20 protein-coding genes are annotated in these 19,455 nt (G+C 61.9%); 8 read left to right on the top strand and 12 right to left on the bottom strand.

Annotated elements, in window-relative coordinates; all coding sequences use genetic code 11:
• The first annotated feature begins 277 nt into the window (after positions 1-277).
• Genes A3A9_RS38915 through A3A9_RS0116190 form a run of 3 tightly spaced genes read left to right on the top strand, consistent with a single transcriptional unit; the run spans position 278 to position 3,373 of the window.
• Complete coding sequence (locus tag A3A9_RS38915; RefSeq protein ID WP_033838607.1) at positions 278-1,117, top strand: FMN-binding protein; 840 nt, start codon at positions 278-280, stop codon at positions 1,115-1,117.
• Positions 1,118-1,148: 31 nt separating this feature from the next.
• Positions 1,149-1,865, top strand: coding sequence for an FAD:protein FMN transferase (locus tag A3A9_RS0116195; protein ID WP_245279051.1), 717 nt, complete (start codon positions 1,149-1,151; stop codon positions 1,863-1,865).
• Positions 1,862-3,373: an RnfABCDGE type electron transport complex subunit D gene (locus A3A9_RS0116190; RefSeq protein WP_027059720.1), complete on the top strand. Its 1,512-nt coding sequence runs from the start codon at positions 1,862-1,864 to the stop codon at positions 3,371-3,373. Before A3A9_RS0116195 ends, A3A9_RS0116190 begins: the two co-directional genes overlap by 4 nt.
• 110 nt (positions 3,374-3,483) lie before the next feature.
• Here the strand turns inward: A3A9_RS0116190 and A3A9_RS0116185 are convergent, their stop codons facing one another.
• From A3A9_RS0116185 to A3A9_RS0116155, 8 genes are all read right to left on the bottom strand, one after another.
• Entirely contained in the window at positions 3,484-4,737 is a 1,254-nt protein-coding gene (locus tag A3A9_RS0116185) for a sensor histidine kinase (RefSeq protein ID WP_245279050.1), read from the bottom strand.
• A gap of 89 nt (positions 4,738-4,826) precedes the next feature.
• Positions 4,827-5,492, bottom strand: coding sequence for a response regulator transcription factor (locus tag A3A9_RS0116180; protein WP_027059718.1), 666 nt, complete (start codon positions 5,490-5,492; stop codon positions 4,827-4,829).
• A complete protein-coding gene (locus A3A9_RS0116175) occupies positions 5,492-5,818 on the bottom strand; it encodes a PepSY domain-containing protein (RefSeq protein ID WP_027059717.1) in 327 nt (108 codons plus the stop codon). The genes A3A9_RS0116180 and A3A9_RS0116175 overlap by 1 nt, the downstream gene beginning before the upstream one ends.
• 70 nt (positions 5,819-5,888) lie before the next feature.
• Positions 5,889-6,494 carry a cytochrome b gene (locus tag A3A9_RS0116170; RefSeq protein WP_245279049.1) on the bottom strand — a complete coding sequence of 202 codons (606 nt, stop codon included), beginning with the start codon at positions 6,492-6,494 and terminating at the stop codon, positions 5,889-5,891.
• A gap of 292 nt (positions 6,495-6,786) precedes the next feature.
• Complete coding sequence (locus A3A9_RS42615; RefSeq protein ID WP_082222113.1) at positions 6,787-7,032, bottom strand: MoaD/ThiS family protein; 246 nt, start codon at positions 7,030-7,032, stop codon at positions 6,787-6,789.
• 2 nt (positions 7,033-7,034) lie between these two features.
• Positions 7,035-9,299 (bottom strand): xanthine dehydrogenase family protein molybdopterin-binding subunit, encoded by a 2,265-nt coding sequence (locus A3A9_RS0116165; RefSeq protein WP_027059715.1) that lies wholly within the window; start codon positions 9,297-9,299, stop codon positions 7,035-7,037.
• A gap of 2 nt (positions 9,300-9,301) precedes the next feature.
• The gene (locus A3A9_RS0116160) at positions 9,302-9,778 is read right to left on the bottom strand and encodes a (2Fe-2S)-binding protein (RefSeq protein WP_027059714.1); all 477 of its coding nucleotides are present in this window, start codon (positions 9,776-9,778) and stop codon (positions 9,302-9,304) included.
• The gene (locus A3A9_RS0116155; protein ID WP_027059713.1) at positions 9,778-10,638 is read right to left on the bottom strand and encodes an FAD binding domain-containing protein; all 861 of its coding nucleotides are present in this window, start codon (positions 10,636-10,638) and stop codon (positions 9,778-9,780) included. The genes A3A9_RS0116160 and A3A9_RS0116155 overlap by 1 nt, the downstream gene beginning before the upstream one ends.
• A 249-nt stretch (positions 10,639-10,887) precedes the next feature.
• On the opposite strand from A3A9_RS0116155, the gene A3A9_RS0116150 reads away from it, so the two are divergent.
• A complete protein-coding gene (locus tag A3A9_RS0116150) occupies positions 10,888-11,331 on the top strand; it encodes an SRPBCC family protein (protein ID WP_027059712.1) in 444 nt (147 codons plus the stop codon).
• Between the two features lie 24 nt (positions 11,332-11,355).
• On the opposite strand, the gene A3A9_RS0116145 is transcribed toward A3A9_RS0116150, so the two are convergent.
• Together A3A9_RS0116145 and A3A9_RS0116140 are read right to left on the bottom strand one after the other, a co-directional pair.
• Positions 11,356-12,357 (bottom strand): NADP-dependent oxidoreductase, encoded by a 1,002-nt coding sequence (locus A3A9_RS0116145; RefSeq protein ID WP_027059711.1) that lies wholly within the window; start codon positions 12,355-12,357, stop codon positions 11,356-11,358.
• A gap of 63 nt (positions 12,358-12,420) precedes the next feature.
• On the bottom strand, positions 12,421-13,233 hold the full coding sequence (locus A3A9_RS0116140) for an oxidoreductase (protein WP_027059710.1): 813 nt from the start codon (positions 13,231-13,233) through the stop codon (positions 12,421-12,423).
• 103 nt (positions 13,234-13,336) lie between these two features.
• On the opposite strand from A3A9_RS0116140, the gene A3A9_RS0116135 reads away from it, so the two are divergent.
• Genes A3A9_RS0116135 through A3A9_RS0116125 form a run of 3 tightly spaced genes read left to right on the top strand, consistent with a single transcriptional unit; the run spans position 13,337 to position 15,610 of the window.
• Positions 13,337-13,909 carry a TetR/AcrR family transcriptional regulator gene (locus tag A3A9_RS0116135; protein ID WP_027059709.1) on the top strand — a complete coding sequence of 191 codons (573 nt, stop codon included), beginning with the start codon at positions 13,337-13,339 and terminating at the stop codon, positions 13,907-13,909.
• A 49-nt stretch (positions 13,910-13,958) separates the two neighbouring features.
• Complete coding sequence (locus tag A3A9_RS0116130) at positions 13,959-14,414, top strand: hypothetical protein (RefSeq protein ID WP_027059708.1); 456 nt, start codon at positions 13,959-13,961, stop codon at positions 14,412-14,414.
• A gap of 47 nt (positions 14,415-14,461) precedes the next feature.
• Complete coding sequence (locus A3A9_RS0116125; RefSeq protein ID WP_027059707.1) at positions 14,462-15,610, top strand: amidohydrolase; 1,149 nt, start codon at positions 14,462-14,464, stop codon at positions 15,608-15,610.
• 42 nt (positions 15,611-15,652) lie between these two features.
• Here A3A9_RS0116125 and A3A9_RS0116120 read toward each other — a convergent pair whose 3' ends face one another.
• Positions 15,653-17,656, bottom strand: a complete 2,004-nt coding sequence (locus A3A9_RS0116120) for an EAL domain-containing protein (protein WP_082222112.1) — start codon at positions 17,654-17,656, stop codon at positions 15,653-15,655.
• Positions 17,657-17,943: 287 nt separating this feature from the next.
• Here A3A9_RS0116120 and A3A9_RS0116115 point away from each other — a divergent pair, with 287 nt between their 5' ends.
• Positions 17,944-18,975 carry a class I SAM-dependent methyltransferase gene (locus A3A9_RS0116115; protein ID WP_027059705.1) on the top strand — a complete coding sequence of 344 codons (1,032 nt, stop codon included), beginning with the start codon at positions 17,944-17,946 and terminating at the stop codon, positions 18,973-18,975.
• Positions 18,976-19,235: 260 nt separating this feature from the next.
• Here the strand turns inward: A3A9_RS0116115 and A3A9_RS38910 are convergent.
• Positions 19,236-19,455: ATP-binding protein (locus A3A9_RS38910; protein WP_033838605.1), on the bottom strand; the 220-nt coding region annotated here is incomplete at its 5' end.

Genomic DNA, 19,455 nt, shown 5'->3' with positions numbered 1-19,455 from the left:
AGCTGGCCGATAGTCCTATATAGAACAGACCAGCACCAGCCGCATCGGATGCGCCAGTAATGCGGATCCAATCTCAATCTCCTGCAGCAGAATTTCAGACGGCCCCCAAGTCAGGAAAGCAGTAGCCTATCCCATTGCCAATTCCGCACACCAGGTTCCAGAATCAAGGAAGCCCACGGAATGACAGCCAGTTGTCAGCTTCGTCATGAGATATTGCGTTTGAAACGGCCTGCGGCGCCTTCATGCTCGCGGTCTTCAACGCGGACTTCAGATCTCGATGAAAAAAATTGCCTTGTCATTTTTCGTGCTCGCGTCGTCGGGCGCGTATGTCTGGGATCAGGCGGCCACGGCCCCCACCCTCGACATCTTGGATACAGCGGATCCTTCCGCCGCTCAGAAGAGTGTGCAGGAGCCGGCCGGTATGACGCTTGCTCCGGCCACCGCCGTCGCACCACATCCCCTGCTGGCGCCGACGACTGACCATCAGAGCGTGCGGATCGAGGCGCCAGAGACGCCACCGGCCACGCTGGGCAATGAAACCACATCCGCGATCTCCGCACCCGCCTCTGGGGAGCAAGCTGCAAAGGCGACGGCAACCGAAAAGTCGCCCCTTGCGTTGGGCCAGCCGCGGGCCTCGCTGGCGCCTCCTCCACCGGCGAACCGGCTCCCGACTGAGTTCATCGCAGACGCCGCGCCTCAGTCGGCATCGTTTGCTGTAACCCCTGCGGTCTACATCCCAATTCCCCAGCCGAGGCCGGATTATCCGGAAACCCCGGCCCGCGTCATCAAGGTCGGCATGAAGCCGTCCTTGAATTCGAAGGCCGCCGGGCACGCTTTTGCCGATGGCACCTATGTTGGTCCAGTCACGGATGCCTATTACGGTCTCGTCCAGATTCAGGCCTCCATCCAGGGCGGCCGTCTCACGTCCCTGAAAGTGCTGAGATACCCGAATGACCGCAGCACCTCGGTCAGAATCAATCGGCAGGCGCTGCCAATGCTGCGTGACGAAGCGATTGCCGCGCAGAATGCCAATGTCGACATCATCTCGGGCGCGACATTGACCAGCAGGGCCTTCCGGCAATCGCTCGCTGGCGCATTGAAGCAGGCATCGTCCTAGTTTCATGCAAGACACAAGGATCTTGATGGGCATGCCCATCACCGTTGACATCGGCGGCGCCTCCGGTGGGGCACTTGTCGACACGGTCTTCGATTACTTCGAACACATCGACCGACGCTTCAGCACTTACAGGGCCGACAGCGAGATCTCGGCCATCAACCGTGGCGATCTTCCTGTCCGCGACTGGAGCGCGGAGATGATGGAAGTGATGGCACTCGCCGCACAGACAAAGAACGAAACGGATGGATATTTCGACATCCGCAAGCCCGACGGTTCGCTGGACCCGTCCGGCATCGTCAAGGGTTGGGCAATCCGCAATGCCGCCGGGATCGTGAGGCGGTCAGGCGTCGGCGACTTCTTCATCGAGGCAGGCGGCGACATCCAGTCCTGTGGCAGGAATTCGTCGGGCACCGACTGGAAGGTCGGCATCCGCAACCCTTTCAATGCCGACGAGATCATCAAGATCGTCTATCCGCGCGGGCATGGCGTCGCCACCTCCGGCACCTATGTGCGCGGGCAACACATTTACAATCCACTTGGGTCCGACGATCCGATCATCGACATCGTCAGTCTGACCGTCATCGGGTCGGATGTGCTCGAAGCCGACCGCTTCGCCACCGCCGCCTTTGCCATGGGCCGGGATGGCATTGTCTTTCTCGAGCAGACACCAGGCCTGGAGGGCTACGTTGTCGGCAGCAACGGGCGCGCCACGCCGACAAGCGGTTTCGGAGCCTTTTGCCAGCCATGATCAGTACCCTCGACCGATTTCTCGACCACCAAACCATGTACCGGCTGGTCCTCTACTATCTGATCGCATTGCTCGGCACGGCCCTTGTGCTCGGCTTCTTCAAGCTCGCGCCGCATGATCCGGTGGCGCTCGCCTTCACCACGGGCTTGATGCTGGTTGCCTGCTGGATCACGAACAAGGCCTTCGCCGTTGTGTTTCAGGTCCCGGCCAACAGCGAGTCCGTCTACATCACCGCCCTCATCCTGGCGCTTATTCTCGACCCGGTGGCGATCTCGGACCTCAAGGGCATCGGCGCCGTGGTGTGCGCCTGCGTCTGGGCGATGTCCTCCAAGTTCATCCTCGCCATTGGCAGGAAGCACCTGTTCAATCCGGCGGCATTGGGCGTGGCGCTGAGTGCCTTGCTGCTCGACCATCCGGCCACCTGGTGGGTCGGAGGCAATTTGCCATTGCTTCCTGTCGTGCTTGCTGGCGGCCTGCTCATCGTGCGCAAGCTGCGCCGGCTTGATCTCGTCGCCACCTTCATCATCGTTGCGCTGGCAGTAACCCTGTCGACAACCGAGCCGTCGCAATATTCAACAGCACTGATTGAAACACTAGGCTCGTCGCCGCTGTTCTTTTTCGCCTTCGTGATGCTGACCGAGCCGCTGACGGCGCCGACGATGCGCCTGTCGCGCATCGCATTCGCCGCGATCGTCGGTTTCCTTTTTGCGCCCAACATCCATGTCGGGTCGTTCTACTTCACGCCTGAACTGGCGCTTCTGGTGGGCAATCTCTTTGCATACGTCGTGAGCCCGAAGGGGCGCCTGGTGCTAACGCTGGAACGCATCGAACAATCGGCCGTCGATAGCTACGACTTTGTCTTCAGCTCACCGAGGAAGGTCGCCTTCGAGGCAGGCCAGTATCTTGAATGGACACTTGGTCTCGACCGATCGGACAATCGCGGCAACCGTCGCTATTTCACGGTCGCATCGGCCCCCACGGAGCAATCTGTACGGCTTGGCGTCAAATTCTATCCGAGATCGAGTGCCTTCAAGCAGACGCTGGGCGCTATGAAGCCGGGCAGCACTATTCATGCCTCACAGCTCGCTGGCGAGTTCACCCTGCCGGCCGATCCCGAGACCAAGATCGCTTTCCTGGCTGGCGGCATTGGCATCACCCCGTTTCGCTCGATGCTGCAATATCTGGTCGATATCCACGAAAAGCGGCCGATCACCGTCCTTTACGGGGTCGAGACCCAACAAGATATTGCCTATCGCGACGTCCTCGACAGGGCAAAAAGAGAACTTGGCGTGAAGACTGTCCTCGCCGTTGCCAATGGCGCCGAACGCGGCCAGTATCCTGGCTACATCGACGCGCGTCTCGTGCGGCTCGCCATCCCGGATTACCTGGAGCGGATGTTCTACATTTCCGGCCCACAAGCCATGGTCAAGGCACTGCGTGGCAAGCTGCTGGCGATGGGCGTACACCGCTCGAAGATAAAGGTGGATTATTTTCCGGGATTTGCCTGAGCGCGGCTTATATAGCAATTCCAGGAAAAGTGTGGGCGGTTTTCCGCCAGGAATTGCGTAAAAACAAAGAGATAGAGTGGTTCGCCGTTTCCGTGAAACGGTGAAACGCTCTAGCCGTGCCGGGGCAAGGCTATGGTCACGACCAGGCCAGGATCGGCACTGGTGATTGTCAGGCGTCCGCCATAGGCCTCGACAATGTCTGAAACGATGGCGAGGCCGAGCCCGCTGCTGCCCCCGTTGCTGTCCAGTTGCACGCCGCGCGATAATACAGCTTCCCGATCCGCATCCTGAATGCCCGGCCCATCATCGGTGACGGCGATGGATACCGCGCCGTCTGTTGCCCACGCATTGACCCGAACCGAGAATCTTGCGAAGCGGGCCGCGTTCTCCAGCAGATTGCCCAGGATCTCGGATAGATCGCCCTCATCGACAGGCGCCAGGAAATCGTCCGCAACGTCGATGACGAATGCGAGCTGTTTGCCGGCTGGGGTGCGTTTGACGACGGAGATGACGCCCGCGGCGGCTTCCCTGACCCGGCACGATGCCTTGCTGGATACGCCGGGCGCCAGACGAGCCCGGGCCAGTTCCCGCTCGACGTGACGACGGATCGCCCCCACACTTTTCTCGATCTCGTCGGCGAGCTGGGCTTCGCCCTTCTTGCGTAGAGCGCGGATGTCGGCCGACAGCACCTGCAACGGCGTCTTCAGGCCATGCGCCAGATCGGTGGCACGCGATCTTGCTCGTGCGAGGGCCTTTTCCTGTGCATCGAGCAGGCGGTTTATTTCGTCGGCGAGCGGCTGCACCTCGCTCGGGGCCGCCACGTCAAGCCGCGCCGCCCGCTGCGCGATCACGTGCCGGACGGCGATCCTTAGGTTTTCCAGCGGCGCCAGGCCAACGGTGATCTGGATGAAGAAAGCCGCCATGAGCACAGCGGCGAGCAAGATAAGCGCCGGCGTGAGATCGCGGACATATTCATTCACCGACAGTTCCACGCTGCGATGATCTTCAGCCACGATGGCGCGAAAGGACCGGCCATCGGCATCGGTGATGATTCGTTCGACGGCAATGGTGCGTTCGCCACCCGGACCTTTGAGCTCCTCAATCTTTCTCAATTCGCCGCTGTCAACCAGCTCCGGCAATGTCAGCGTCCCGTCCCACAATGAACGCGAACGGACCAGACTGTGGCTGGCCATATCTTCCACCTGCCAATAGTGGCCCGAGAGCGGATCGGTGAAGCGGGGGTCGGTCAGTTCCGCTGTGACGGAAAGCCGGCCGTCGGCCGCGAAGCTGGTTGCGGCGATCATTTCGTTGAGATCGACAGTCAGTTCGCCGACGATGCGGCGCTCGACATTCAGTTCGAACAAATAGCGCAGCCCGACGCCGGCGACGGCAAGGGCGATCAGGATCGAGATGGTTGCGGCCGACCATAGCCTGAACCGGATGGAGTTGCCCATTATGACGGCCCGTCCGGCACGAAGTATCCGAATCCGCGCCGCGTCTCGATGGCATCGTTGCCAAGCTTGCGGCGCAGGCGCCCGACGATGACCTCGATTGCATTGGGATCGCGATCATTGCCGGAATCATACAGATGTTCGGCAAGCTCGGTCGGCGCGACCACGCGACCGGCATGGTGCATCAGGAACGCCATCAGCCGGTATTCCAGCGGCGACAACGCGACAGGAATGCCGCGCACCGAAATGCGCATCTGGCGCGTGTCCAGCACCAAGGGTCCGGATTTCAGCACTGGCGCCGCCTGACCCGTCGAGCGGCGCAAGATCGCGCGCAACCGCGCCAGCAATTCTTCCATCTCGAATGGCTTGGGTAGATAGTCGTCGGCGCCTGCATTGATGCCCTCGACGCGTTCGGTCCAGAGACCTCGCGCCGTCAGGATCAGGACCGGAAAGCGGCGTCCATTGGCCCGCCAGCGCTTCAGCACAGTCAGGCCGTCGAGTTTGGGCAACCCCAGATCCAGGATCGCGGCGTCGTAGTTTTCCACGTCGCCCGCGAACCAGGCGGCTTCGCCGTCGCGAACAATGTCGACAGCCATTCCTGCCGCCTTGAGCACGGCAGCGATGTCGCCGGCGATACGGGGCTCATCCTCGGCGAGGAGAACCTTCATCAGTCGCCTCCCCTTCCTCGCACCAGGACTCCGGCACCCGCATCCACATCGACGATCCTGCGGTGCCCGTCGGCGGCAACGACCTGGAACCGATAGATCCACCGGTTGGCGAGCCGGATGAAATCCACGGCCACAATGTCGCCGGGAGCAGCGGCATGAACCACGCCCAGGATACTGGACAGTCCTTTTATTTCTCCACGTTCGTAAAGATCGCGCGCCCGATCATGATCGCCGTCATCATCGACCTGCGCGCGCGCTGCGGACGCGCCGGCAAGAGCGAGCCCGTACAGAGCCGCCATCGCCAGACACTTCAGGGTCGATTTCATCCAGGGGCCATATATTCCAAGGCTAGAGCGTAAGGCAGCTAGCATTTGACTGGTTTAGTCCGAACCGCGATCAGGAACCACTTCTCCCCGGAAGCATTCGCTTGAGCACGTCGTCCTTCCAGACATAATGATGCCAAAGCGCGGCAGCCGCATGCAATCCTGCTAGGATAAGGATGAGATTGGCGCAGAGGCTGTGCAGTTCCCTGATAAAACCGGCCGTGGCGCGGTCGGCGGAAACTGGAGACGGAATGGTGAAAAGCCCGAAGAAGCTCAAGGCGTCGCCCCGATACCAGGTCAGTATGATGCCGAGAACGGGTATAGCCACGAGCAGTGCGTAGAGCAGAAGATGCGCGACCTTGGCGACCGCTCTTTCAAGCCGTGACATTTCCACTGGCAGGCCCGGCGTTCCAAGCGCCAGCCGAAGGCCGATGCGAATGACAACCAGTGTGAACAGCAGCAGCCCAAATGAAATGTGAAGCCACCAGACGAAGGCGCGACCGGGATCACCGTGGGGGAAGATGTCGGCGACGTAAGTAAGTCCATAAAGGCCGATGACCAGCAAAAAGACGACCCAGTGAATAGCTTTCTGGGAACTGGCATAGTTGGGATTCATTCGTACGTTCCAGTCATCGAGATTTTTGTTCCATCTGCGGCGATGAAGAAGTCCCCCCGCCATAAGCGCAGGGTCCCCGTCTGACAGCGAGACAGCCTGACTGCATCAGGCGACCTGTCAGTACGCTGACAGTGGAAGGTCCGCACGACTGGTGCGCTTCCTTTTCTGGCTCAACGCCAAGCGCGCCCAGACTTCTCTAATCTATTCAAGACTTGCGACGGCCCAGAGGCGGTTCGGCCGACGGATTGGCACGTTTTCCGGCTAGTTGGTTCCAGAACCTTACGGTCTGCTATCGGCCCCTACCAGGACATTCGAGACCCTGATGCCAACCGATAGCAGCGAGGTGCTTGCCCCCTCACCCCCCAGCCAGCCGCGGCAGCAGAAAAATCTCCGCCCCTTGCGGCAACTCCTTCGACCACGTATCGCGATAAATCGTCCCGTCGATCGCCACAGCGATGCCCTTCTCGACCCATGGCTCGAAGGCGGGATACTGTTCAGCCAGTTTCCTGAACAGCTCCCTGATGTCCTTGGCTTCGACCTCGACCTTGCTCTTGCCGCCGGCGAGCTGGCCGAGCGCGCCCCAGAGGGTGACTTCGACCAGACCTACTCTCCCCGTTCCGCCTCGATCGCCGCCAGGATGCGTGGTGGCGACATCGGGATGTGGGTCATGCGCACGCCAGCCGCGTTCGACACCGCGTTGGCGATCGCCGCCAGCGGCGGCACGATCGAGGTTTCGCCAACGCCGCGCACGCCATAGGGGTGGTTGGGGTTGGGGATTTCGAGGATCTGCGTGTCGATCATCGGCAGGTCGGAGCAGACCGGGATGCGGTAGTCGAGGAAGCCGGCGTTCTGCAGCCGGCCATCCTTGCCGTAGATATACTCCTCGTTGAGCGCCCAGCCGATGCCTTGCGCGGCACCGCCCTGGTATTGGCCCTCGACATAGGTCGGGTGCACCGCCTTGCCGGCATCCTGCACCACCGTGTAGCGGATCACCCGGGTCGAGCCGGTCTCGGGGTCGACCTCGATGTCGCAGATATGGGTGGCGAAGGAGACGCCGGCGCCGTCGGCGACCAGCTCGCTGTGTCCGGCGATCGGCCCGCCGGTCTTGCCGGACTGCAGCGCGATCTCCTTCAGCGACAGCTTGCCCAGATTGCCGTGCTTATCGCCCTTGGCGACCGCGTGGCCCTGTTCCCAGACCACGTCGTCAACAGCAATGTCCCACATCTGCGCTGCGCGCTCGCGCAGGATCTTGATCGCGTTGCGGGCGGCCGAGATGGTCGCCATGGAGGAGGAGAAGGTGCCACGGCTGCCGTCGGTCATGTCGTTGTAGCCGAGGCTGGACGTGTCGGCGACGATGGCCTTGAGCTGGGAATAGTCGATGCCGAGCTCCTCCGCCGCCACCAGCGACAGCGAGGCGCGGGAACCGCCCACGTCCACCGTGCCGACGGCCAGCGACACCGAGCCGTCCATGCCGATGTTGAGGTCCACGCAGGTCTGGCCGCCGAAGTTGAACCAGAAGCCGCAGGCCATGCCCCTGCCCTGGTTCTTGCCGAGCTTGGCCTTCATGTGCGGATGGTTCTTCGCCGCCTCCAGCGTCGGGCCGATGCCGATCGGGCCATAGACCGGGCCGTAGGACGAGCGCGTGCCTTCCTGCGCGGCGTTCTTGATGCGGAAATCGACCGGGTCGATGCCGATCTGCTTGGCGAGTTCGTCGACGGCACTTTCCACCGCGAACGCCGCCATCGGTGCCGAGGGCGCGCGATAGGCCGCGGTCTTCGGCCGGTTGACCAGCACTTCGTAGCCGACCGTCTCGACATTATCGAGCTTGTAGCAGGCGAACGCCGTCATCGCGCCGATCTCGGCCCAGGAGCCGGCATAGGGGCCGGCGCTGTAGCGCAGCGTCGCTTGCGCGGCGGTGATCGTGCCGTCCTTGCGGGCGCCGATCTTGACGTCGATCGAGGTGGCGCTGGTCGGGCCCGAGGCGCGGAACACCTCGTCGCGGGTCATCACCAGCTTCACCGGGCGTCCGGCCTTGCGTGACAGGGCCAGCGCCACCGGCTCGGCCCAGACATGGGTCTTGCCGCCGAAACCGCCGCCGATCTCCGACGAGGTGACGCGCAGCTTCGAGGCTTCCATGCCCAGCAATTGCGCGCAATGCTGGCGGTAGACGAAATGGCCCTGCGTGCAGACCCAGAGGTCGGCGGTGCCGTCGGACGAGACGTTTGCCACGCAGGCATGCGGTTCAATATAGCCCTGATGCGTCTGCTCGGTCTTGAACGAGCGCTCGACGATGAAGTCGGCGTGGCCAAAGCCCTGATGGACATCGCCATGGCCAAACTGGCTGCGCTTGGTGACGTTGGAGGGCTTTACCGGCTTTTCCTCGAGGCCCTCGGTGAAGATGGCGTCGTTGATCAGCGGCGCGCGATGCTCCATCGCCAGGTCGACATCGGTGACATGCGGCAGGATCTCGTAGTCGACCTCGATCAGCTTCAGCGCCTGCCTGGCCGTGCGGGCATCGACAGCCGCGACAGCGGCCACAGCATGGCCGTCATAGAGCGCCTTGGTGCGCGCCATGCAATTGTCGAGGATGTCGTACATCCCTGCATCGCCATCGGTGAGATCGGGCAAGTCTTTCGCCGTGATCACCGCCTTCACGCCCGGCAGCTTTTCCGCCTTCGAGGTGTCGATCTTCCTGATGATGGCGTGCGCGTGCGGGCTGCGCAGCACGCGGCCGACCAACTGGCCGGCCATGTTGAAGTCGGCGCCGTAGCGGGCGCGGCCGGTCACCTTGTCGACGCCGTCGGGACGGACGGGGCGTGTGCCGACGGATGTGAATTTACGCCCGGAAAAACGCGGATCGAAATTCATCTTCAGGCTCCCTTCATCACATGTACGGCGTCCTGGACGGCGCGCACGATCTTGTCATAGCCGGTGCAGCGGCACAGATTCCCGGCGAGGCCGAAGCGGATTTCCTCCTCGGTCGGGTCGGGGTTTTTCGCCAAAAGGTCCTTGGCCGCGATCAGGAAACCCGGCGTGCAGATGCCGCATTGGAGAGCTGCATGCTCGAGGAATTTCTGCTGCAGCGGATGCAACTGGTCGCCATGCGCCATGCCTTCGATGGTCTCGATGCGCCGTCCCTCGGCTTCGGCGCCCAGCACCAGGCACGAGCAGACCAGCCGGTCGTCGAGGATGATCGAGCAGGCGCCGCAATCGCCGGTGCCGCAGCCTTCCTTGGCGCCGGTCAGGCCGAGCCGGTCGCGCAGCACGTCGAGCAACGGCTCGTCGGGCTGGCAGAGATACTCGACATGGTCGCCGTTGATTGTGGTTGAAACCGCTATACCGGCCATCATTTGCCTCCTGCACGTGCGTAGGCGGTCAATGCGGCACGCCTGGCCAGCACACCCGCAACCTTGCGTCTGAAATCGATCGTACCGCGCTTGTCGTCGATGGGGCGGCACGCGCCCGCGCAGACCTTGGCCAGCCGCTCGAGTGCGGCTTCATCCAGCTTCCTGCCGATGAGCGCCTCGGCCGCTTCTTCGACCAGCAGCACCGTCGGTGCCGCCGCGCCCAGCGCCACGCGGGCCGCTGTGACGACACCATGCGCGTCGATCGTCAGGTTCACGCCGGCGCTGACCACCGCAATGTCCATCTCTGTGCGTGGAATAAACCGCAGATAGGCATCGCCCGAACGCGGCGCCTGGCTGTCGAGCAGGATCGCCTCGATGATCTCGCCCTTGGCCAAGGACGTCTTGCCCGGCGCGATCGGCACGGCCTCGACGGCAACAGTGCGCTTGCCCGCCGGCCCGGCAATCACCGCCCTGGCGCCTGCAGCGACCAGCGCCGGCACGCTGTCCGCCGCAGGCGAAGCATTGCAGAGATTGCCCACAATGGTGCAGCGTCCCTGCACCTGCTTCGAGCCGATCAGCTTCGCCGCCTCGACGACCCCAGGCCATGCCTTCTTCAGCGCCGCCTGCTCGCCCAGCACCGCGCAAGGCACGGCAGCACCAATGCTGAAGCCGTCAGCTGTTTCGCGGATTTCGCTCAGACCGGCGATCGACTTGATGTCGATGATCAGGTCGGGTTCGATGAAGCCACCCTTCATCCTCACCAGCAGGTCACTGCCTCCGGCCAGAATGGCTGATATGCCGGCCGATCCGGCCAGTTGGCCAACGGCATCTTCGATTGAAAGCGGACGTATGTAACGCATCGTCTCCCCTTTAGGTCGTAGCGATTTCGCCGACCGTTATAAACAATCACCTCATAAAGGCCACCCGCTTGCTGGGCCGAGGCGATTGGGCCAGCAGCAAAAAATCGAGTCCCAAAACAAGTTGAAGCGGGTTACGTCAGCGGGGGGCCAGCCGGCCGGGTTCTCAAAAAATTCGCGAGCCCATGTCGGACTGGCCAAACCCCGTTCGTCCTTGGAACATCGAACAGGCATTTTGAGAGGATACAGAACATGCCCGGCACCGTACGTCTGCACCGCGTTCTCACCACCAGCCCGGAAAAAGCCTATCGCGCCTTCGTCGAAGCCGATGCGCTGGCCAAGTGGCTGCCGCCGAACGGCTTTACCTGCACGGTCCATCAGTTCGAGGCCAAGGTCGGCGGCACCTTCAAGATGTCGTTCCGCAACTTCACCACCGGCGGCAGCCATGCCTTCGGCGGCGAATATCTCGAACTCGTGCCCGGCGAGCGCCTGCGCTACACCGACAGGTTCGACGACCCCAATCTGCCCGGCGAGATCCAGGTGACGGTGATCTTGAAAAAAGTCCTGGTCGGCACCGAAATCGACATCACCCAGGCCGGCATTCCGGACGCCATCCCGGTCGAGGCCTGCTATCTCGGCTGGCAGGAATCGCTCCGGAACCTGGCAAAGCTCGTCGAGCCCGAGATCAATCAATAGGCGCCCTACCCCAAGACAGAACCGCTATCTGACCTTGATGACGACCTTGCCCTTGGCGCGCCCTGTTTCGACATAAGCCAGGGCCTCGTTGGTCGCTTCGAAGGGAAAGACCCGATCGACAACCGGCCGGATCGTTCCGGCTTCGACAAGCGAGGTGATCTTGCTCAGCTGATCACCTTGCGCCCACATGAAAAGGAACGAGAAGCTCACGCCACGGCGCCTGGCTTTGGCCCGAATGGCGCGGCTCAAGAAGCGCAGAACCAGCCTCAGCATCGGGTTCAGCCCTTTTTCCCTGGCAAACTCGGGATCCGGCGGCCCGGAGATGGAGATGAGCTTGCCGCCCGGCTTCAGCACTTTCAGGGATTTCTCAAGTGTCTTGGCGTCCTGGCTGTTCAAGACGACGTCGTAGCCGGACAGGACTTTCTCGAAATCGTCTTTCCTGTAGTCGACGACGACATCGGCGCCGAGTCCCCTGACCAGATCGGCACTCGCCGCGCTCACCGTTGTCGCAACGGTCGCACCGACGTGCTTTGCCAGCTGGATGGCGAATGTCCCCACCCCACCGGAGCCGGCCTGGATGAAGACTTTTTGGCCCTTCTTCAGGTTCGCCCCCTCGATAAGCGCTTGCCAGGCGGTCAGACCGACCAGGGGAATGGAAGCCGCTTCTTCCATGCTGAGGTTTTTGGGCTTCGGGGCCACGTCGGCTTCATCCATGGCGATGAATTCCGCGAACGCCCCGATCCGACCGTCACGCGGCCGCGCATATACATCGTCGCCGGGTTTGAACTTGCGGACCTTCGGTCCGACGCGGACAACCGTCCCGGCCACGTCGTGACCCAGGATGAAGGGCCGGCGATAGGGCAAGATGAGCTTGAACTCTCCGGTCCTGACCTTGGAATCGAGCAGGTTCACCCCTGCTGCATGGACCTCGACCAGGACATCGCTGTCGCCCAGCTCCGGCACAGGCATCTCGGCCAGCCGCAGAACGCCCTTCTTGTTGTATTTGTCGACGACGAATGCCTTCATGGCCGTGTCTTTCCAAAAGTGATTTTGATGTATCGCATGAGCGTGAAATCTCCTCATCGTTGTTCAGACCGGCAGGCGAAACTGCTTGCGCAAGGTCTTGTCGAATAGCTCCGCGGGGGCGAAGCGGCGCAGCAGGCTGACCTGGCGCGCTGCCTTGCCGACGGTATAGCGCCGTCGCGGACGAGCATCGGTCGCCGCCTTGACGACCGCATCCGCCACCATTTCCGGCCGATCGGCCTTGGGCATCACATCGGCAAGCAGCGCCTTGAACCCGGCTCGCGCCTGATCGTACTCCTTCAACAGAGAATCCGGCTCGATGCCGTTCTGGTCGAAGACTGTACGCACAAATCCCGGCTCGATGACCGAGACGCGAATGTTGAAGGCACGAACCTCGTGATCGAGCGATTCCGAATAGCCCTCGAGCGCGTGCTTGACCGCCGAGTAATGGGCTGAGTATGGCGCCGGTACCAATCCCAGAATCGAGCCGATGTTGACAATGCGCCCTTCGCCTTGCTGCCGCATTGACGGCAGCACCGCATTGGTCATGCGGATGACGCCAAACAGATTGACGTCGAACAGGGCCTGCACCTGTGCCATCGAGAACTCCTCGGCGCCCCCGAGCATGCCGATGCCGGCATTGTTGACCAGGAGATCGATCCGGCCGGTCTTTGAGAGCACCGTCGAAACCAATGCGGCGACGGCCTCACCGTCGGTCACGTCGCAGACCAGCATGGTCACTCCGTCCGGCCCGTTGCTGGCCTTGCGGCTCGTGCCGAAGACGGTGAACCCTGCCCGCGCCAGCGCCTCGGCGCTGGCGCGGCCGATGCCCCCGGAAGCACCGGTTACGACAGCGGTCTTGGTGGAATTCATCTTCATTTCGTGCTCCAAAATCATGAGGGCTGGCTTTTTTGCGCCCGTTGAATTACATATATAATATCAAATTATGACCATAATGCAATGACGAAAGGGAATGGCAGCCATGCGCTACGAAAAGGGCCGGAAGGACGCCTCGCGAGGCCGGATCATGGAAGTCGCCGCCGACCGCTTTCGAACCGACGGAATTGCCGCGTCCGGGCTTGCAAAAATCATGAGCGACGCCGGGCTGACGAACGGAGCCTTCTATCCGCATTTCGAATCCAAGGCGGAGCTCGTGCGTGAAAGCCTGGTGGCGGCCTTGGAGAACCAGGCGCAGCAACTGCAGGAGGTATTGGCCGCTGGTGGCCCGGAGATGGGTATAGCGACGTATCTGTCGGCAGAGCACCGGGATAATCCGGGAACGGGCTGCGCCAACGCCGCGCTGCTGCCTGAACTCGCGCGTCAGCCGCCCGAAACGCGCGAAGTCTACACTGAGCGCTTGCTGGTTTTGGTGCACCAGTTGTCCGCGGCGCTTCCTCCGGGCAGGGATCCGGAAGGCGTTGCCATGGGTGTCTTTGCGACGCTCATCGGCGCGCTTCAGCTGGCCCGCGCGGTGAACGGAACGGAATTATCGGATCGCATCCTCGAGGCCGGCAAAGATGCTGCGCGCACGCTGGTCCAGCAGCGGGACGCTTGACTGGGCAACGCCGCGCGTGAATCCTCGTCCGGCCAAAGGGAGAAGTTCCATGCGACGTTTGCTGATTGCGCTTTCCACTTTGATGATGGTCTCGCCGGCCGGCGCCAAGACCATCTACTACGGCAACAAGGTGGGAATGGAACTGACCATCGTCAAAAAGACCGGCATCGGCTCCACCCACGCCAGCATCCTGGCCAAACACGACAGGCAGAAGGCGAGGATCTACTGCCGCGAATATGGCCATGATTTCTCGCAGGCGTGCATTGACGCGGAAATGAAGGCGCCGCTGCATTTCGAGATCAGGGCCAACTGCAAGACCGGCACATTCACCAATTTCTATGGCGCCAACATGCTGTTCCAGGGCCGCAACAAGGGCACGGATGTAACGACCGACTATCTGATTACCGATACCGATGAGAAAATCGTGCTCGATGGTTCCGGCGCCTCGTCATACGATGTGACGCTGGACCAGTTCAAAGCGCTCTGCCCCAATCGCGTACGCTAGAAGCGTTTGCGACACTGCAACGATCGGAGCAACGGAGACGCAAACGCGTGACCCTCACCAACCGGGATATCGTCGAGATCACCGAATGGCGGCGCAAGCTGCACCGGCAGCCGGAAATCTCCAATGAGGAGGAGAAGACGGCTGGAGAAGTCGTCTCCTTCCTCGCCGACACCGGCCCGGACAGAGTGCTGACCGGCCTCGGCGGGCATGGCGTCGCGGCCATCTACGACAGCGGCAAGGCCGGACCGACCGTGCTGTTCCGCTCCGAACTCGATGCGCTGCCGATCGAGGAACTGTCAGGCGTGCCGCATGCCTCGCAAGTGCCGGGCAAGTCGCATATGTGCGGCCATGACGGGCACACCGCGATCCTGGCCGCTCTTGGCCGCCAGCTTGGCCGCGAGCGGCCGGCCAGCGGCCGCGTCGTGCTGATGTTCCAGCCGGCGGAAGAAACCGGCAATGGCGCGGCCGGCGTTGTCGCCGATCCGCGCTTTGGCGAGATCGCGCCGGATTTCGCCTTCTCGCTGCACAATCTGCCCGGCGTGCCGTTCGGCGAGGTGCGGCTCAAGCCCGGCGTCGTCAACTGCGCCTCGCGTGGCCTGCGCATCGTGCTGGAGGGCAAGACCGCCCATTCCTCCATGCCCGAGACCGGCGTCTCGCCAATGCTGGCGATCTCAGAGCTGATGCCGGCTTTGCCCGCGCTCGGCCGCGCCACCTTCGCCGATGACGATTTTTCCATGGTCACCGTCACCCATGCCGAAATGGGCGAGGCCGTGTTCGGCATCGCGCCCGCGCATGCGCAAGTCTGGGCGACGCTGCGCACGCGCCGTGACGAGAACATGGCCGATCTCTGCGCTCGGGCCGAAGCACTCGTCACCGAGATTGCCGGCCGGCATCGCCTCTCCGCCCGCTGGGACTACCACGAGATCTTCGTCGCCAGCGTCAACGCGCCGGATGCGGTGGAGCATCTGCAGCGTGCGCTGGAGGAAGAAGGCGTCGTGCATGGCGAGGAAGCCTTGCCGATGCGCGCCTCGGAAGATTTCGGCCTGTTCGGCCACAGTGCGAAGTCGGCGATGTTCTTCCTCGGTGCTGGCGAGCGGCACCCAGCGCTGCACAATCCGGACTATGATTTTCCCGACGATCTGATCCCGATCGGCTCGAAGATCTTCATGCGCACGGCACGCAATCTGCTGGGGTGAATTCGCCGGCCGCCGGAGGCTGCCTCGCACCCCGAAACCGCGTCAGCCCACGGATCTGAGGAAGGGGCGCTTTTGCACGCCCCGTTTGGCCTGGTAATTCGCGGCGGGAACCGGACGGCCGACGCGAAAGCCCTGGATCTTGTCGATGCCAAAGGTGCGCATGAGCGCGATCTGCTCGTCGGTTTCCACCCCTTCGACCAGGATCTTGTGGCCGCGATTGCGCACCAGCGCAATGATGTCCTGCAGCATTGCCATCCCCTTCGGGGTGCCGCAATCGTGCAGGAACGAGCGGTCGATCTTCACCGTATCGAAATCGATCAGGCGCAGCCACGACAGGCCGGCAAAGCCGGTGCCGAAATCGTCGAGCCATATCCTGATGCCTAAAAGCTTCAGGTCGCTGATGCAGCGCAGAATGTCCGAGTGCATCTCCATCTCCAGGCCTTCGGTGATTTCGAAGGCCAGCCGGTTGCCGGTCACGCCGGTCTCGCCCAGAATGGTGGCGACCGATGCCGCGAAGCCCGGCGTCTTGAGCTGGATCGGCGAGACGTTGACGCTGACGGTACGGACGTGATCGTCCACCAAGAGCTCGGCGCACACGGTGCGTATGGCCCAGCGCCCGAGCTCCAGGATCGCGCCGGTTCGTTCCGCGACGGGAATGAACAGGCTCGGCGGAACCAGTGTGCCGTCCAGCATCTTGAGGCGCATCAGCGCCTCCACGGCCTCGAATCGGCCCGAGGCGACATCTTGGATCGGCTGATAGACGAGTGAAACCAGGTCCTGCGCGATGGCGATCTTCAGCAAGGCTGCAAGGTTCTCGCTCTCGTCGCTGCTCTGCGGATCGGTCGGATCGAACAGGCGGGCGCAATTGCGGCCGCTGGCCTTGGCCAGATAGAGCGCGCGGTCGGCCTCGTGGATGATCTTCTCCAGCTTTGCGCCGGTCTGCTTCCTGGTGAATGCGGCGCCGACGCTCGCCGTCACGATCGAGATACCGTCGCGTCGCAGCTCGTGCGTCAGCGCCAGGTTCTCCACCGTGCGGCAAATGGCTTCGGCGAGCTCCGCGACCTGGTCCTTCTTGTCCATACGCGCCAGCACGATGAACTCTTCACCGCCATAGCGCCCGATCGAGCCATTGTAGTTCTTGATCAGGTCGCTCAGCGCATTGGCGACATGGATCAGGCAACGGTCGCCTTCCTGATGTCCGTAGCAGTCGTTGAACTTCTTGAAGAAATCCACGTCGATGAGGATCGCCGCGAAACCGTTGCCCAGCTTTTGCCAGTCGCTCCAGTAATCGCGCAGCTTCTCGTCGATCGCGCGCCTGTTCTCCAGGCCTGTCAGCGGATCCGTGCGCGACAGTCTCAAAAGGGCCTTGCCGCGTTCGGTGGCCTCCTTGTGCTGGATCTTGGCTTCGAGCGCGTTGAGGAAGACGTTGTAGCGCTCTTCGTTCAGCTTCCAGTTCACATAGGAGGTGAAGGTGAAGCATGAAACGTAGAACGTGCCAAACACCATCTTGTACGTCATCGACGCCGGCACGAAATAATTCACGACATACAGGATGCACAGGATGATCGTCGACGTAATGATCGACACTTTGAAACTGAACGTGAAAAAGAGATTGGCGCTCATCATGAAGATGGTGCCGAAAACCATGTAGTAAGCGACGCTTTCCCTGTCCGCGCCCATGGAGGCCGGGTACAACCAGCCGATATAGCCAAAGATGATGGCCGCGGCACAGGTCAGGTCGAGCCATTTGGTGGCGGCGCCACGGCGAAGCTGTGCTTCCAGCACCAGCAATGCGGTCAGTCCGACCGCGAAGCGCGCCGTGATCGTATAGGCCGCCACGTCGGGTATCAGCATCAGGTCCGACACGGAAAACAGCACATAGATGGCAACGGCGATCCAGAGCCCGGGCCTGGCGTCTTTCCTTCGCTTTGCCTGGGCTTCCGTGTGGTAAAGGATGCGGAGCTCGTCGGCCCCCAATTCCTGGCGCGGATCAAACGATTCCACAGGCGCAGTGTCGGCCAATCTGGATGACGCGCGTCCGTTCACGATGAACCCCGGCTGCAGGGGATTTTGCGCTTCAAACTCTTTTCCAGATTCTGCCCCCAACGCAGGCCGACTCCTTGGGTCAAGGCACGATTTGCCGCGCAGTAAAATGCAATGGCGCAATACAAGTTTGCGTTAACTCGACCCCCGAATCTTATCTGCAAGATCTCTAATGAGCCGAGATGGTTAACCAGAAATTAATCATACCGCTAAATTGCAGTGGAACCCGCATTGGCAAACCGTGCATTCTACGCAATAAGTTAACCGCTTGTTAACTATGGAGCGATGTGGTGCAAACTGTCTTTGATGGCAAAAGTCTGATCACGGCCGAAATGATCGCCGGCAGCCTCCATCGAAAGCCCGAATCTCATGGCGAAGCGTTCGAGATCGCCCGCGCCGAGCTGGCGCTGATCCTGCATGCGACCCAGCAACAGGTCGAACAGCAGAAATTCCCCGCCGAGATCGTTCGCCGCCTGCTGTCGATGCTCAACGCGCTGCGTGACAAGGTTCACCCCGATGTCTGGCAGGCCCTGATACCGGTGGCGCAGAACCACCCGCTGCAGAAGTACTTCCTCGAGGATCCGCTGACCCACTGGTCGTTCACCAAGCCGAGGGGCTATTCGGGCGACGCCGAGCTGCTCGACTACATCTATTGCGACCCGCACGTGGCCGAGAGCGTGGCCAGCGCCTCCGAGATCGGCAAGGCGCTCTACAGCCACACCCAGAACGTTCCGTCCTGCGTGGCGGCCCGCGAACGCCGCGATCTCCTGACCCGCTATGTCGACGAGGCAGCAGCCAAGAACGGCCCCGACACGGAAGTGCTGGCAATCGCCGCCGGCCATCTGCGCGAAGCCAACCGCTCCGTCGCGCTGGCCGAAGGCGGCCTCAAGCGCTGGGTCGCGCTCGACCAGGACCCGCAAAGTGTGGGACTGATCGCGCGCGACTTCCAGGGCACCGCGGTCGAGGCCATCGACGGCTCGGTGCGCACCGTGCTGACACGAGGCCACAAGCTCGGCAAGTTCGACCTCATCTACGCCTCCGGCCTCTACGACTACCTCCAGCACAACGTCGCCGTGAAGCTGACCAAGACCTGCCTGCAGATGCTGAAGCCGAACGGCAAATTCCTGTTTGCCAACTACGCCGAAGGCACGCCCGACGCCGGCTACCGCGAAACCTTCATGGACTGGGTGCTGCTGCTGCGCACGGAAGTCGACATGTGGAACATCATCAACGCCAGCGTCGACCGCAACGCGGTTGAAGCGCAGGTGTTTTTCGGTGAGAACCGCAACGTGCTGTACGCCGTGATTGAGAAGCGGGGGTAAGCGGGCCGCGCGAATACCCGGCAAGCACTCGAAGTGCATTCACCCTAGAGCGGGTCACCGTTTTAAGGACCCGCTCTAACTCCTTGTTTTGACGCAATTCCCAAGGGAGAGCGCTACGCGCTTTTCCCGGAAAACCGTTCACACTTTTTCTGGAATTGCTCTAGCGGACACCCTGGGGCACGTCGAGCGGAGTGATACCGCCGTCTGTTGATTTTCGCTGAGAACTGACCCGGCATTTCCACCGAGATTTGACCCGCCTTTCATGTATGTTTCGGTTCGGGGTTGAGGGTCAAGGTTCTGGTTTTCTCCTTCGCTTTTTTGGGTTCGTGGGCAGAGCTGTTCTTGAAGCGGAAGCTGTCATTTCCGGTTTCAAGGATGTGGCAATGATGCGTCAGCCTGTCGAGAAGCGCGGTCGTCATCTTGGCATCGCCGAAGACACTCGCCCACTCGCTGAAGCTGAGGTTTGTGGTGATGATGACG

This window comes from Mesorhizobium loti CJ3sym (assembly GCF_000472785.1).
GTDB classification, from domain to species: domain Bacteria; phylum Pseudomonadota; class Alphaproteobacteria; order Rhizobiales; family Rhizobiaceae; genus Mesorhizobium; species Mesorhizobium loti_E.
The sequence above is the reverse complement of the archived record's forward strand: the minus strand, read 5'-3'. Positions and strand labels throughout refer to the sequence as shown.